General features: G+C 71.8%; 13 protein-coding genes. 9 read left to right on the forward strand and 4 right to left on the reverse strand.

Annotated features, from left to right (window positions below; all coding sequences use genetic code 11):
- Positions 1-106: 106 nt before the first annotated feature.
- Positions 107-988, forward strand: a complete 882-nt coding sequence (locus OG331_RS44705; protein WP_406208200.1) for a universal stress protein — start codon at positions 107-109, stop codon at positions 986-988.
- Between the two features lie 3 nt (positions 989-991).
- On the opposite strand, the gene ppk2 is transcribed toward OG331_RS44705, so the two are convergent.
- Positions 992-1,795, reverse strand: coding sequence for a polyphosphate kinase 2 (gene ppk2, locus OG331_RS44710; RefSeq protein ID WP_406208202.1), 804 nt, complete (start codon positions 1,793-1,795; stop codon positions 992-994).
- A 92-nt stretch (positions 1,796-1,887) separates the two neighbouring features.
- Positions 1,888-2,244, reverse strand: coding sequence for a DUF6479 family protein (locus OG331_RS44715; RefSeq protein ID WP_406208205.1), 357 nt, complete (start codon positions 2,242-2,244; stop codon positions 1,888-1,890).
- 139 nt (positions 2,245-2,383) lie between these two features.
- Between OG331_RS44715 and OG331_RS44720 the strand changes: the two genes are divergently transcribed.
- The 5 genes from OG331_RS44720 (at position 2,384) to OG331_RS44740 (ending at position 8,877) form a co-directional block, all read left to right on the forward strand.
- Complete coding sequence (locus OG331_RS44720) at positions 2,384-2,767, forward strand: ferredoxin (RefSeq protein WP_362379732.1); 384 nt, start codon at positions 2,384-2,386, stop codon at positions 2,765-2,767.
- 124 nt (positions 2,768-2,891) lie between these two features.
- The gene (locus OG331_RS44725; RefSeq protein ID WP_406208208.1) at positions 2,892-4,070 is read left to right on the forward strand and encodes an acyl-CoA dehydrogenase family protein; all 1,179 of its coding nucleotides are present in this window, start codon (positions 2,892-2,894) and stop codon (positions 4,068-4,070) included.
- Positions 4,071-4,079: 9 nt separating this feature from the next.
- Positions 4,080-4,922, forward strand: a complete 843-nt coding sequence (locus OG331_RS44730) for an oxygenase MpaB family protein (protein ID WP_406208211.1) — start codon at positions 4,080-4,082, stop codon at positions 4,920-4,922.
- Between the two features lie 63 nt (positions 4,923-4,985).
- On the forward strand, positions 4,986-7,226 hold the full coding sequence (locus OG331_RS44735) for a tetratricopeptide repeat protein (protein WP_406208214.1): 2,241 nt from the start codon (positions 4,986-4,988) through the stop codon (positions 7,224-7,226).
- A gap of 73 nt (positions 7,227-7,299) precedes the next feature.
- Positions 7,300-8,877 carry a phytoene desaturase family protein gene (locus OG331_RS44740; RefSeq protein ID WP_406208217.1) on the forward strand — a complete coding sequence of 526 codons (1,578 nt, stop codon included), beginning with the start codon at positions 7,300-7,302 and terminating at the stop codon, positions 8,875-8,877.
- Positions 8,878-8,946: 69 nt separating this feature from the next.
- On the opposite strand, the gene OG331_RS44745 is transcribed toward OG331_RS44740, so the two are convergent.
- Complete coding sequence (locus OG331_RS44745) at positions 8,947-9,765, reverse strand: SDR family NAD(P)-dependent oxidoreductase (RefSeq protein ID WP_406208219.1); 819 nt, start codon at positions 9,763-9,765, stop codon at positions 8,947-8,949.
- Positions 9,766-9,852: 87 nt separating this feature from the next.
- Between OG331_RS44745 and OG331_RS44750 the strand changes: the two genes are divergently transcribed.
- Positions 9,853-10,704, forward strand: a complete 852-nt coding sequence (locus OG331_RS44750) for a helix-turn-helix transcriptional regulator (protein ID WP_406208221.1) — start codon at positions 9,853-9,855, stop codon at positions 10,702-10,704.
- A gap of 4 nt (positions 10,705-10,708) precedes the next feature.
- On the opposite strand, the gene OG331_RS44755 is transcribed toward OG331_RS44750, so the two are convergent.
- Entirely contained in the window at positions 10,709-12,487 is a 1,779-nt protein-coding gene (locus OG331_RS44755; protein ID WP_406208223.1) for a serine hydrolase, read from the reverse strand.
- A 168-nt stretch (positions 12,488-12,655) separates the two neighbouring features.
- On the opposite strand from OG331_RS44755, the gene OG331_RS44760 reads away from it, so the two are divergent.
- Together OG331_RS44760 and OG331_RS44765 are read left to right on the forward strand one after the other, a co-directional pair.
- On the forward strand, positions 12,656-13,765 hold the full coding sequence (locus OG331_RS44760) for an NAD(P)H-dependent flavin oxidoreductase (protein ID WP_406208226.1): 1,110 nt from the start codon (positions 12,656-12,658) through the stop codon (positions 13,763-13,765).
- A complete protein-coding gene (locus OG331_RS44765; RefSeq protein ID WP_406208229.1) occupies positions 13,762-15,339 on the forward strand; it encodes an acyl-CoA synthetase in 1,578 nt (525 codons plus the stop codon). Before OG331_RS44760 ends, OG331_RS44765 begins: the two co-directional genes overlap by 4 nt.
- Positions 15,340-15,341: the final 2 nt, after the last annotated feature.

Genomic DNA, 15,341 nt, shown 5'->3' on the forward strand with positions numbered 1-15,341 from the left:
CGTGACGTCCCGCCCGGTGCGGGATACGGCCGACGGGGAGACGCTGGGAGGACAACCCTCGCGGATCCTGCGCGGAAGGCGGATCCCGCGCGGAAAGGGGAGCGCGATGGACGGCCCGGTTGTCGTAGGGGTGGACGGCTCGCCGTCGAGCATGGCGGCCGTGGAGATCGCGGCGCGCGAGGCCGGGCTGCACGGCGTGGGGCTGCGGCTGGTGCACGCCTTCGGCCGGCCGCCCGCGCACATCCCGCACGGCGGGCGGCCCTTCGAGCCGAGCAGCGCCGGGATGCGCGAGCTGATCGACGGCACGCTCACCAAGGCCGAGCAGCGCGCCCACGAACTGGCGCCGCACGTCGAGATCACGCGTGACGTCGTCGTGGGAGAACCGGTGACAGTGCTGGAGTTCGAGTCGCGCACCGCGTCCCTTGCGGTGGTGGGAAGCCGGGGCCACAGCCGCTTCGGCGCCCTCCTGCTCGGCTCCACCGCCGGTCACATGGCCGCCCACGCCGCCTGCCCCGTGCTGGTGGTGCGCGGCAGACCGGACCCGGACGGGCCCGTTCTCCTGGCCGTCGACGGATCGCCCGCGGCCCGCGGAGCCGTCGAGTTCGCCTTCGCCGTGGCGGCCGCGCACGGCACCGACCTGGCGGCGCTGCACGCCTGGAGCACCCGCTCCGAGCGCGCCTACGAAAGCCCCGCCGACCCGCCCTTCGTGACGTACGACGAGGGCCGGTTGCACGACGAGGAGGAGCGCGTGCTCGCCGAGGCGCTGGGCGGGCTGCGTGAGCGCTATCCCGACGTCGCCGTGCGCCGCAGGCTGGTGCGCGGCCGGATCCGCCACACCCTCGTCGAGGCCAGCGCCGATGCCGGGCTCGTCGTGGTCGGGGCACGCGGCCGGGGCGGATTCGCCGGACTGCTCCTCGGCTCGGTCAGTCAGGCCCTGCTGCACCACGCGCAGTGCCCGGTCGCCGTCGTCCGGTCCGGCGGGGAGTGAGGCTCACAGGCTCGCCGCGTGGTCCGGGACGTAGTTCTGCAGATCGCGCGGCGGCCGCCGGTATCCGGTCGACTCCGGACGCTCGGGCAGGTCCAGGTCGGGCGGGTGTACGGCCTGGTACGCCACGGAACCCACCAGGTGGGCGATCATGTTCAGCCGGGCCCGGCGCTTGTCGTCGCTCTCGACGACATACCAGGGCGCCTCGGTGATGTCGGTGTGCACCATCATCTCGTCCTTCGCCCGCGAGTACTCCTCCCAGCGGGCGACCGACTCCAGGTCCATCGGGGACAGCTTCCAGCGCCGCAGGGGATCCTCAAGACGGCGCCGGAAGCGTTCCTGCTGCTCCTCGTCGCTCACCGAGAACCAGTACTTGCGCAGCAGGATCCCGTCCTCCACCAGCATCCGCTCGAAGAGGGGGCACTGGCGCAGGAAGAGCTGGTACTCCTCCCTGCTGCAGAAGCCCATGACGTGCTCGACACCGGCGCGGTTGTACCAGCTGCGGTCGAACAGCACGATCTCGCCGGCAGCGGGCAGATGCCCGACGTACCGCTGGAAGTACCACTGGGTGCGCTCGCGCTCGGTCGGCTTGGGCAGCGCCGCGATCCGCGCGATCCGGGGATTGAGGTGCTCCGTGACCCGCTTGATCGTGCCGCCCTTGCCCGCCGCGTCCCGCCCCTCGAAGACCACGACCAGCCGGGCGCCCTCGGCCCGCACCCACTCCTGCAGTTTCGCCAACTCCAACTGCAGACGCAGCAGTTCCTTCTCGTACGCCTTGCGCGGCAGCTTCTCCACCTTGTTGCCGGCCATGCCGCCTCCCAGCTTCGAACGCCAGAACAGCACCGTACTGACCGGCGACGGTCACTGCACGTCCACGGCAGGAAGGGCGGGCGCCGAAGGCCTCACGTACCGCCGCTACCGAACGAGCCGCTGCCGCCCTCGCTCCAGCGCGGCCGTTCCTGCGACGGGCTGGTGCGGGAGGGAATGTTGCCGTGGGCGGGGAGGTCGTGCGGGGTGACCCGCTGGTCGCTCTTCGGTACCTCGGCGGGCTCCCGGTGCTCCCGGACCTCGTGGACCGGGCCCTCGGCGGGCAGCCTCGGCTGTTCCTCGGGGCGGGGCGGACGCGGTTCCCGGCGCCTGATCCGGGCGCCCAGGACAAAGGCGCCGATCAGCAGCGCCACGACGACCACACCGGCGACGAGCAACCCGCCGGCGAGCGCGCCCCGAGCTGCGGCGATGTCCATCCAAGTGGTGTCCATGGGCTCGCGGGTACCCCTGGCACCTCGATGAACACGTACGGCATCCCTGATGAACCCGTTTGCCGCGGCCGGCCGGAAGGGCAGGCCGGAACGCGAGAGAGTGGGGTTTGGTGCCCCCGGCTCCGGCTACCCGCCCCTTGTGACATCGACAGCATCCCAGCAAGAGCTCGTCCAGTTCCTAGAGGACCGCTTTGCGTGCGCACAGGCCTGCACCGAGTGCGCCCGGACCTGCGCCCTGCGTGCGAGCCTCGTCGATCCGGACGCGGCCGAGGACCAGGACCTCGTGCGACGCAAGGGCATCCTGTGCGCAGAGGTGTGCGACGCGACCTGCCGTGTGCTGTCGGAGCAGGGCCGTATGGACGAAGGGGCCGAGGCCGCCATCCGCGTCCAGCTGGAGTGGACCCGGACCGTGTGCCTGGAGTGCGCCCACGTCTTCGACCGGCACCCGGGCGCCGAGGACGCCGCGAAGGCCTGCCGGGACTGCGCGCGGGCCTGCACGGACTTCATGAGCACGCTCGACTGACGCTCCCACCGCCAGCGCCGCAGCGGGGCAGACCGCATCCCGCCGCTCCTCGCCATTCCCAATTTCTGGAACACGTTCTACGGTGTGCGCCGACAGGACCGGCCTTGGGGAGCCTGGAGGCGCCGTGCATCTCGAATACTCGCCCGAGCAGCAGCGGCTGCGCACCGAACTGCGTGACTACTTCGCCAAGTTGGTGCCGGACCTCGCGCAGACCCGCTTCACCGACCCGGGCGCCCAGAAGCGCTATTACCGCAGGACGATCCGGCGGCTCGGCACGGACGGCTGGCTCGGCGTGGGCTGGCCCGAGGAGTACGGCGGCCGCGGCCTGACCGCGATGGAGCAGTTCATCTTCTTCGACGAGGCGGCCCAGGCGGGCGTGCCGCTGCCGCTGATGGCACTCAACACCGTCGGCCCGACGATCATGCAGTACGGCACGGACGAGCAGAAGGCGTACTTCCTGCCGAAGATCCTCTCCGGCGAGCTCGACTTCGCGATCGGCTACAGCGAGCCCGACGCGGGCACGGACCTGGCGGCCCTGCGGACACGCGCCGTGCGTGACGGCGACGAGTACGTCGTCAACGGCCAGAAGATCTGGACGACCAACGGCGACACCGCCGACTGGGTCTGGCTGGCCGTCCGCACCGCCCCGGACGCCCCGCCGCACAAGGGCATCACCATGCTCCTCGTCCCGACCACCGACCCCGGCTACTCCTGCACCCTCATCAACACCCTCGCCTCGCACGACACCACCGCCAGCTACTACGAGAACATCCGTGTCCCGGTCTCCCGCCGCGTCGGCGCCGAGAACCAGGGCTGGCGCCTGATCACCAACCAGCTCAACCACGAGCGCGTCACCCTCGCCGCCCACGGCACCATGGCCATCCGCGCCCTGCACGACGTCCAGCGCTGGGCCATGGAGACCAAGCTCGCCGACGGCCGCCGGGTGGCCGACCTCCCCTGGGTGCGCCGCCGCCTCGCCCAGACCCACGCCCAGCTCGACGCCCTCAAGCTCCTGAACTGGAAGATGGTGAGCGCCGTACAGGACGGCACGCTCACCCCACAGGACGCCTCCGCCGTGAAGGTCTACGGCTCCGAGGCGCGCCGGGACGCGTACGCCTGGCTGATGGAGATCGTCGCCGCACCCGGTGCGCTGAAGGAGGGCTCGGCGGGGTCCGTGCTGCACGGTGAGCTGGAGCGCGGCTACCGCTCGGCCGTCATCTTCACCTTCGGCGGCGGCAACAACGAGATCCAGCGGGAGATCATCTCGTGGATCGGGCTGGGGATGCCGAGGGTGCGGCGTTAGCCTGCGGGCATGGGCGATCCCGGGTTGTTCACCCCGAGCTCCGTGACCTGGCAGATGCACGGCGACCCCATGATGTGGGTCGCCGGAATCCGCGCGCTCTACCTCCAGGCCCTCCATCCGCGGGCCGTGCGCGGCGTCATGCAGAACAGCGACTTCCGGCACGACGCCTGGGGCCGCCTCCTGCGCACCGCCAACTTCGTCGGGACGATCTCGTACGGCACCACCGAGGCCGCCGAGAAGGCAGGCACGCGCGTGCGGAGGATCCACAGCATGCTGGGCGCGACCGACCCGGACACGGGGGAGCGGTACGGCGTCGACGAACCCGAGCTGCTGCTGTGGGTGCACTGCGCCGAGATCGACTCGTATCTTCAGGTCGCGCGGCGCTCCGGCTTCCGCCTCACCGACGCGCAGGCCGACCGCTACATCGACGAACACCGGGTCAGCGCCCGCCTGGTGGGCCTGGATCCCGACGCCGTACCGGCGAACCGGGCCGAGCTGGCGGCGTACTTCGAGAAGGTGCGGCCCGAGCTCGCCTGCGGACCCGAGGCACGCGCGGTGGACGACTTCCTGCTCCGCCCTCCGACGCATCCCCTGCTCGTCCCGGCGCGCGAGGTGCTGTGGCGGCGCGTGGCGCACCTGGCGTACGCCGCTCTGCCGCCGTACGCCCACGAGCTGTACGGCAGACCGGCGCCGAAACCCGCCACCGTCACCCGTCAGTTGCGTGCCACGGGCACCCTGCTGCGCGCTGTTCCCGCACGTCTGCGCTGGCAACTCCCGCCCAAACACATCCTGCGCGCCATGGCACGACTCGGCCCCGGCTCGCGCCCGGCACCGTACAAACTCGGACGATAGCTCGCCATACTGGACGAGCCGGGGGAGGGCAAGGCTGACCGTGACGGGGGGCGATCGCGGGCGATGGGGGACAGCAGGCTGATCCAGGGCCGGTACCGACTGCTCGATCCGATCGGGCGGGGCGGTATGGGCGAGGTGTGGCGTGCGCGCGACGAGTCGCTGGGCCGGCATGTCGCCGTGAAGTGCCTCAAGCCGCTGGGACCGCAGCACGACCACTCCTTCACGCGTGTCCTGCGGGAGCGGTTTCGCCGCGAGGCCCGGGTGGCCGCGGCGCTCCAGCACCGCGGGGTGACCGTGGTCCACGACTTCGGCGAGTCCGACGGGGTCCTGTTCCTGGTCATGGAACTGCTCCAGGGCCGCAACCTCAGCCAGCTCCTGGAGGACAACAAACACCATCCGCTGCCCGTCCCGGACGTCGTCGACATCGCCGACCAGGTCGCCGCCGCCCTCGCCTACACCCACCAGCAGGGCATCGTGCACCGCGACCTGAAGCCCGCGAACATCATGCGGCTCGCCGACGGCACGGTGAAGATCTGCGACTTCGGCATAGCGCGCCTCGCCCATGACATCGGCTTCACCTCCCGGCTGACCGGCACCGGCATCGCGATGGGCACCCCGCACTACATGTCGCCGGAGCAGATCGGCGGGGAGGAGGTGGACCAGCGCAGCGACCTGTACTCGCTGGGGTGCGTGCTGTACGAGATCGCCACCGGAGTGCCGCCGTTCGACCTGGACGACCCCTGGGCGATCCTCGTCGGCCACCGCGACACCGTGCCCCGGCCGCCGCGCAGCCACCGCGCCGAGCTGCCCGAGTACTTCGAGCAGGTCATCCTCGACCTGCTGGCCAAACTCCCCGAGGAACGCCCGCACGACGGACGCGAGTTGGGCCGCCGGATCAGCCTGGGCCGTACGACACCGACGTATGTGCCGACCGTGGTGACCCCGCAGCCGGACCTCAGGCCCCCGGCGCCCGTGACCCGCGAGCCCCGCCTGCCGTCCTGGACCCGCGGCATGACCACCGGCCACAAGGCCACCGGCGCGGGCCTGCGCACCACACCTCCGGACGCCGGGGCCGGCCTCACCGGCGAGTGGATCCCACGGCCCACGACCGGCCGGCCCGAGGAGGCCGCCGTACCCGACGAAACGCCCACCCCCTCGGCTGCGGCGCTCGCCGCGCTGGCCGGACGGCACAACGCAGGTCTCAGCCTCGGCCGACTGGGCCGCTGGAGCGAGGCGGGCGAGGTGCACCGGGCCGTCGCCGCCGAGCGTGAGCACCTCCTCGGCGCCGACCACCCGGACACCCTCGCCAGCCGCTACGAGGTCGCCTTCACCCTCAGCCGCACCGGCCGGGCCGCCGACGCCCTGCGCGAGTACAAGCACGTCGCCCGCGCCCGTAGCCTCTCCCTCGGCCCCGACCACGCCGAGACGCTCGCCGCCCGGCAGGAAATGGCCTACGTGCTCGGCCAGTTGGGCCGCCACTTCGACGCGCACCAGGTCTACACGTCCGTACTGACGGCAAGGGAACGCGCCATGGGCGCCGACCACCCCGACACGCTGCGCTGCCGTCACAACCTGGCCTTCAACCTGAGCAGACTCGGCCGTCTGGAGGACTCGTACCGCATGGCCGGGGAGGTCGCCGTCGCACGCGCCCGCGTCCTCGGCCCGCACCACCCCGAAACCTTGGTCACGCGCTACGAAGTCGCCTACGCCCTCGGTCAGTTGGGTCGCTGGGCCGAGGCCCTGCAGACCTACCGCGAGGTCGCCGACGCCCGCGCCCAGGCCCTCGGCCCCGACCACCCCGACACACTCGCCGCCCGCTACGAGGTCGGTATCAGCCTCGGCCGCCTCGGACGCAGCGCGGAGGCGCTCCAGCTCTACCTCGACCTGATCGACGACCGCACCCGCGTGCACGGCCCCGCCCACCCCGAGACCCTGCGCGCCCGCCACGGCCTCGGCGTGAACCTCGGCCGCCTCGGACGCTGGGAGGAGGCCCTCGCCGAGTCCCGGGACGTGTGCGCGATCCGTGAGCGCGTGCTGGGACCCGACCACACCGACACCCTGGTCAGCCGCCGCGAGGTCGCGGTGAGCCTCGGCTGGCTGGGCCGCTGGCCGGACGCGCTCACGGAGTACCGCAGGGTGGCCACCGCCCGCGAACACGTCCTCGGCGCCGACCACCCCGACACCCTCGCCAGCCGGAACGACGAGGCCCACTGCCTGGAGCAGCTCGGGCGGGGCGCGGAGGCGGTCGAGCTGTACCGGAGGGTGGCGGTCCTGCGGCAGCAGCGGGCGTCCGGAGCCCGGTGAAGCCCGGTGGCGGGCCGTGACTGCGGCGCGTTCACCTATGGCCGACCTAGATCATCACGTGTTACGAAGAACCATGCCAGCACACGAGGGACACCCGGGACACCGTACGTACGACGCCGTCATCGTCGGCGGAGGCCACAACGGTCTGGTCGCCGCCGCCTACCTGGCCCGGGCCGGACGGTCCGTGCTGGTCCTTGAGCGGCTGGACCGGACCGGGGGCGCCGCGGTCTCCACGCGCCCGTTCGCCGGCGTCGACGCACGGCTCTCCCGCTACTCGTACCTGGTCAGCCTGCTGCCCAAGAAGATCGTCCGGGATCTCGGCCTGGACTTCCGCGTCCGCACCCGCAACGTCTCCTCGTACACGCCCGTGGACCGGGACGGACAGCCGACCGGGCTGCTCGTGGGCGGCGGCGAGCGGCGCACCCGGGAGGCGTTCGCCCGGCTGACCGGCGGCGAGCGCGAGTACGCGGCCTGGCAGCGCTTCTACGCCATGACCGGCGAGGTCGCCCAGCGCGTCTTCCCGACACTCACCGAGCCCCTGCCCAGCCGTGAGGAGCTGCGCCGCCGGGTGGACGACGTGGAGGCCTGGCGGACCCTCTTCGAGGAGCCGATCGGCGTCGCGATCGAGGACCGCTTCATGGACGACCTGATCCGCGGCGTGGTCCTGACGGACGCCCTGATCGGCACCTTCGCCGACGCCCATGACGCCTCGCTCAAGCAGAACCGTTGCTTCCTGTACCACGTGATCGGCGGCGGCACCGGCGACTGGGACGTCCCCGTCGGCGGCATGGGCGCCCTCACCGACGCGCTGGCCACGGCTGCGCGCGAGGCGGGCGCGGTCGTCGTCACCGGGCACGAGGCGGTACGGATCGACACGGACGGCCGTACGGCAGAGGTCAGCTATCGCACGTCCGACGGCGAGGGAGTCGCCGCCGCCCGGCACGTCCTGGTGAACGCCTCCCCGCAGGAACTGGCCGCCCTCACCGGCGACACCACCCCGGCCGCCGCCGAGGGCGCCCAGCTCAAGGTGAACATGCTGCTCAAGCGCCTGCCCCGGCTGCGCGACAGCTCCGTCGACCCGCGCGAGGCGTTCGCCGGCACCTTCCACATCGCCGAGGGCTACGACCAGCTGGCCGCCGCCCACGCCCAGGCCGCCGCCGGCGAACTCCCCGCCGCCCCGCCGTCCGAGATCTACTGCCACTCGCTGACCGACCCGACGATCCTCGGCCCCGCCCTCGTCGAACGGGGCTACCAGACCCTCACCCTGTTCGGCCTGCACACCCCGGCCCGGCTCTTCGAGCGCGACAACGACGCCGTACGCGACGAACTGCTGAAGTCGACACTCGCCCAGCTGGACGCCCACCTCGCCGAACCGCTCGCCGACTGTCTGGCGACGGACGCCGACGGACAGCCCTGCATCGAGGCGAAGACCCCGCTGGACCTGGAGCGCGACCTGCGCCTTCCCGGCGGCAACATCTTCCACCGCGACCTGGCCTGGCCGTACGCCCAGGAGGACACCGGCCGCTGGGGCGTGGAGACCCGCCACCCGAACGTGCTGCTGTGCGGGGCGGGCGCGGTGCGTGGAGGAGGGGTGAGCGGGGTGCCGGGGCACAACGCGGCGATGGCGGTGCTGGAGGCGGACGGCGACTAGGGCCTGTTGCGAAAGTGGCCTCTGCCGCGCGACGCCCGGCACGCGCAACAGTCCCTAGGCCGGTCCCGCTCAGGCCCGGACGCCGCCGTCCACCCGCAGGATCACGCCGGTGACGTAGGACGCGCGGTCGCTCAGCAGCCATGCGGCAGCCTGCGCGATCTCCTCGGGGTCGGCGGCCCGGCCCAACGGGTTCTGTGCGGTGAGCCGGTCGATGATGCCGGTGGAGTTCCGCTCCCACTCGTCGACCATCTCGGTGAGGGTGAGGCCGGGTGCGACGGCGTTGACGCGGATGCCCTCCCGGCCGTACGTGACGGCGGCCGACGCGGTCAGGCTGTTGACCGCCCGCTTCATGGCGCCGTACACGGGCAGCTCGGGGTTGGCCGCCAGGCTGCCCACACTGGAGTTGTTGACGATGGCCCCGCGCCCGGCGGTGGCGCGGATGGCGGCGATCTCGGCCTTCATGGCCAGCCACGGCCCCCTGAGGTTGACCGCGGCGACTCGGTCGAACTCGGCATCCGGCAGCTGGTCCAGCGGGCCGGGCGGCTGGATCGTCGCACCGTTGTTGAAGGCGACGTCCAGCCGGCCGTAGAGCTGCACGGCCCGCTCGACGGCGGCCCGGACACTGTCCCCGTCGGCCAGGTCGCACCGCACATGGTCGGCGGTGCCGCCGGTCGCCCTGATGTCCTCCGTCACCGCCTTGAGCTGCGCTTCGGTGCGAGCCGCGAGCAGCACGCGGGCGCCTTCCCGGGCGAACAGCCGAGCGGCGGCCGCGCCGATGCCGCGACCGGCGCCGGTGACGAACGCGACCTTGCCGTCCAGCAGGCCTGTCGGTGTGATCGATGGGTTGTCCATGCCGATGGGTGCGTTGTCGGGTGCGTTGTTGTCCATGCCATCGAGCCTGCGACCGGCAGCGCCGCCCATCCAGGCACCGGTGGTACCTGGCTCGGCGCCCCTTCGCCCGCGCACACTGGAGACGTGGACCGACGAGAGATGGCGGACTTCCTGCGCAGCAGGCGCGAGCGCATCGCCCCCGGCGACGTGGGGCTTCCGGCCGGGCCGCGCCGCCGCACCCCGGGGCTGCGCCGCGAGGAGGTGGCGCAGCTGGCGTTCATCTCGACCGAGTACTACACCCGCCTCGAACAGGCCCGCGCGCCGCACCCGTCCCGCGAGGTACTGGCCCAGCTCGCCCGCGCCCTGCGCCTGACGGACGCCGAGCGCGCCCACCTCCACCATCTCGCCGGGGCCCCGCCCGGACCGCCGCCGGGACCGGCGCGCGAGGTCCGGCAGAGCATCGTCGACCTGATCCACCGGCTGCCGCACGCCGCGGCGACCGTCATCTCGGCCACGTTCGAGATTCTCGCCTGGAACGACCTCGCGGCCGCCCTGATGGAGGACTTCTCCGCGCTGCCCCGCCGGGACCGCAACCTCGTCCGGCGCGCCTTCCTCGGACCGCACCGGGACGGGCGGACGCTCTACGGCGTCTCGGACGTGGCCGAGTTCGCACGGAACTCGACGCAGCAGTTGCGCGCCGCCGCGGCCCGCTACCCGGACGACCCGGAACTCACCGCGCTGATCGGCGAACTCCTGGACGGCAGCGCGGAGTTCACCCGGCTGTGGGCGGCCCACGACGTGACCGCCGCACCCACGCTCCGCAAGACCTTCGACCACCCCGTCGTCGGCCCCGTCACCGTCAACTGCGACGTCCTGGACATCGCCGACCGCGACCAGCGGGTCGTCATCTACACCGCCACCCCGGGCACGCCGTCCGAGGAGGCGCTACGACTGCTGTCCGTCATCGGCACGCAACGCCTGGACGTGCCCGGCTGAACGGTCAATTCCCTGAGGCGGTCCACCCGCTTGCCGTGATCCGCGCCGCGTCCGCAGGCCGGGCCTCGTCGAAGAGGACGGAGTGCGCCGTCTCGACGTGCAGACCGTCGACGTACGCGCCGCGGCCCACGTACAGCTTGTCGGTGGCGTACCGCCAGCGGAGTACCAGCTGCCGGTGCGCGGGGAGTTGCGCCACGAGGCGGTGCCAGACGCGGCCCGACCAGCCGGTGACCGTGCCGGTCGGGTGGGCCTGCGTGCTTTCGCCCGGGCGTTTCGTCGTGAAGGGGAGCGGAGCCCAGGTCGTGCCGCCGTCCGTCGTGGACTCCAGGACGAGGACGTCCGCCTGAGGCTCGGTGTCCCACCACAGGGCGCAATGCAGCTCCGCCTCGCCGGAGGACGTGTCGAGGGCGGGGAGCGCGAGCGTCGCGCTCGTGGCGGTCGCCATGCCCGAGAACCATGCGGTACGGCCGTGGCGCGGACGGACCGCTACGGCACGTGCCATGTTGTCGGCGGCGGCGACCCGGGGCGCGGAACCGGAGCGCCAACTGCGCACCGGGTGGACCGAGTTGCCGAGCACGACGAGGAAGGAGTCGGTCGTCGGGTCGAGGACGAGGGAGGTGCCGGTGAAGCCGGTGTGCCCCGCGGTGCGCGGGGTGGCCATGGCGCCCATGTACCAGTGCTGGTAGAGCTCGAAGCCGAGACCGTGCTCGTCACCGGGGAAGGCGGTGTTGAAGTCGGTGAACATCAGCTCCACCGACTCCGGCTCCAGGATGCGGCATCGTCCGTAGGCGCCGCCGTTGAGCAGCGTCCGACCGAGGACCGCCAGGTCCCACGCGTTCGAGAAGACGCCGGCGTGGCCCGCGACCCCGCCCAGACTGAAGGCGTTCTCGTCGTGCACTTCGCCCCATACGAGCCCACGGTTCAGGCCCGACCACGGCAGCCGGGCGTCCTCGGTCGCCGCGGTCCGCGGCTTCCAGGCGGCGGGCGGGTTGTAGCGGGTGCGGCGCATGCCGAGCGGGCCGGTGATCTCGTCGTGGAGAAGCGTGTCGAGACTCCGGCCGGTGATCTTCTCCAGGACGAGCTGGAGGGAGATCAGATTCAGGTCCGAATAGAGGTACCTGGTGCCCGGCGGGTTCAGCGGCGCCTCGTTCCAGATGAGTTGGAGCTTCTCCTCGTACGTCGGCGCGTTGTAGAGCGGGATCCAGGCGCGGAACCCCGAGGTGTGGGTGAGGAGCTGACGGATCGTGATGTCCTGCTTGCCCGCGCGGCCGAAGTCCGGGAGGTAGGACGTGACCGTGGCCTCCAGCCGGAGCTCACCCCGTTCGATCTGCTGTACGGCGAGGATCGAGGTGAACAGCTTGGACACCGAGGCCAGGTCGAAGACGGTGTCCTCGGCCATCGGGATCTGCTGGGCGGCGGGGAATTCGACCCCGGTGTCGGTCTTCTCGTCGTACGCCTCATAGCGCACGGCCATCCCGATGGGCTGGTGCAGGGCCACGGTGCCGCCGCGGCCGGCGAGCAGCACGGCACCGGCGTACCAGGGGTGCTTGGGGGAGGGGTCCAGGAACCTCTCCGCGTCGGTGACGAGCCGGCGGAGGTGGGCGGGGAGGAGGCCGGCGCGTTCGGGGGAGCCGTGGCGCAGGGTGGGGCTTGAGGTGCGCGCCGCCGCTGCGGCTGCGGCCGCCGGTCCCGCGGGCAAGGGCGCGATGATCAGAGCGCCGCCCAAGGCCATCGCGGCCCTGCCCAGTTGACGCCTGGTCAGTCCGGTTCTGCCGTCGGTCATCGAGGTTCCTCCCGCCACTCCGGCTGAAAGTATCTTTCCGGGATCACCTTGCGTGGTGAAACTTTCGTGTCAGGTGGGAGTGGTGTCAACGGGACGGTCGCCCAAGAGATCTGACGGTCTATCAGAAAAGGCCTTCCGTCGTCCGGAGGTCTGCGGCATTCTGCGCCCATGCAGACGGAGCTGAGCAAGAAACTGGGAGTCGAGCACGCCATTTTCGGCTTCACGCCGTTCCCCGCCGTCGCCGCGGCCATCAGCCGGGCCGGCGGTTTCGGAGTGCTCGGCGCGGTCCGCTACACCGCCCCCGACGACCTCAAACGCGACCTCGACTGGGTCGAGGCACATGTCGACGGCAGGCCCTACGGGCTGGACGTCGTCATGCCCGCGAAGAAGGTCGAGGGCGTCACGGAAGCCGACGTCGAGGCGATGATCCCGGAAGGGCACCGGCAGTTCGTCCAGGACACCCTCGCCAAGTACGGCGTGCCCGAACTGGCCCAGGGGGAGGCGTCCGGCTGGCGGATCACCGGGTGGATGGAGCAGGTCGCCCGCACCCAGCTCGACGTCGCCTTCGACTATCCGATCAAGCTGCTCGCCAACGCCCTCGGGTCACCGCCCACGGATGTCGTGGAACGCGCCCATGACCGGGGCGTGCTCGTCGCCGCACTCGCGGGCAGCGCCCGGCACGCCCGCAAACACGCCGAGGCCGGGATCGACATCGTCGTCGCCCAGGGCTACGAGGCGGGCGGCCACACCGGTGAGATCGCCTCCATGGTGCTCACCCCCGAGGTGGTGGAGGCCGTCGGCCCTCTGCCCGTACTGGCGGCCGGAGGCATCGGGAGCGGCCAACAGGCGGCGGCGGCGTTCGCTCTCGGCGCCCAGGGTGTGTGGCTGGGCTCCATGTGGCTGACCACCACAGAGGCCGATATGCATTCCCCCGGCCTGACCCGCAAACTGCTCGCCGCCGGGTCGGGCGACACCGTCCGCTCCCGCGCCCTGACAGGCAAGCCCGCACGCCAGCTGCGCACCGAGTGGACCGACGCCTGGGACGACCCGGACGGGCCCGGCACCCTCCCCATGCCCCTGCAGGGACTCCTCGTGGCCGAGGCCGTCTCCCGGATCCAGAAGTACGAGGTCGAGCCGCTGCTCGGCACACCCGTCGGCCAGATCGTCGGCCGGATGAACAGCGAACGCAGTGTCCAGGCCGTCGTCGACGACCTCACCCGCGGCTTCGAACAGGCCGTGCAACGCATCAACCGCATCGCCGGAAGGAGCGGCCAGTGACGAGCACCCCCGCCACCCCCACCGTGAACACCCCGCCGGTCGGCTTCTGGGCCCAGGCCGCCGCCGATCCCGACCGCCCGGTCCTCGTCGCCCCCGACGGCGAGCAGTGGACCGCCGGACGTCTGCACGCCGCCGCCAACCGTCTCGTCCACGGCCTGCGCGCGGCCGGCCTCGGACGCGGCGACGCATTCGCGGTCGTCCTCCCCAACAGCGTCGAGTTCTTCACGGCGTACCTGGCCGCCACCCAGGCCGGCCTCTACCTGGTCCCCGTCAATCACCACCTCGTCGGCCCCGAGATCGCCTGGATCGTCGCCGACTCCGGCGCCAAGGTACTCATCGCCCACGAGCGTTTCGCCGACCCGGCCCGCCAGGCCGCCGACGAAGCCGGCCTCCCGGCCACCCACCGGTACGCCGTCGGCGAGGTCGAGGGCTTCCGGCCGTTCGGCGAACTCGTCGACGGGCAACCGGAGTCGGCACCCGCGGAACGCGAGCTCGGCTGGGTCATGAACTACACCTCGGGCACGACGGGCCGCCCCCGCGGCATCCGCCGCCCGCTGGCCGGCAAACCGCCCGAGGAGTCCTACCTGGGCGGCTTCCTGGGCATCTTCGGAATCAAACCGTTCGACGCCAACGTGCACCTCGTCTGCTCGCCGCTCTACCACACCGCGGTCCTCCAGTTCGCCGGCGCGTCCCTGCACATCGGGCACGGGCTGGTCCTGATGGACAAGTGGACACCGGAGGAGATGCTCCGCCTGATCGACGCCCACAAGTGCACGCACACCCACATGGTCCCGACCCAGTTCCACCGCCTCCTCGCACTTCCGCAGGACGTAAGGGGCCGCTACGACGTCTCCTCCATGCGGCACGCCATCCACGGCGCCGCCCCGTGCCCCGACCATGTGAAACGGGCCATGATCGAGTGGTGGGGCCACTGTGTGGAGGAGTACTACGCCGCCAGCGAGGGCGGTGGGGCCTTCGCGACCGCCGAGGACTGGCTGAAGAAACCCGGCACGGTCGGCAAGGCCTGGCCGATCAGCGAACTCGCGGTCTTCGACGACGACGGCAACCGGCTCGCGCCCGGCGAACTCGGCACCGTCTACCTGAAGATGAACACCAGCGGCTTCAGCTATCACAAGGACGAGGCCAAGACGCGGAAGAACCGCATCGGCGACTTCTTCACCGTGGGCGACCTCGGCTGCCTCGACGAGGACGGTTATCTCTTCCTCCGCGACCGCAAGATCGACATGATCATCTCCGGCGGGGTCAACATCTACCCCGCCGAGATCGAGTCCGCCCTGCTCGCCCACCCGGCCGTCGCCGACGCCGCCGCCTTCGGCATCCCGCACGACGACTGGGGCGAGGAGGTCAAGGCCGTCGTCGAACCGGCTCCCGGCCATGAACCCGGCCCGGCCCTCGCCGCCGCGATCCTCGACCACTGTGCCGGACAACTCGCCGGGTACAAGCGGCCCAAGAGCGTGGACTTCATCGCCGAGATGCCGCGGGATCCCAACGGGAAGCTGTACAAGCGGCGGCTGCGGGAACCCTACTGGGAGGGGCGCACGCGCCCCGTGTGACA

The organism is Streptomyces sp. NBC_01017 (assembly GCF_045162795.1).
GTDB classification, from domain to species: Bacteria; Actinomycetota; Actinomycetes; order Streptomycetales; family Streptomycetaceae; genus Streptomyces; species Streptomyces machairae.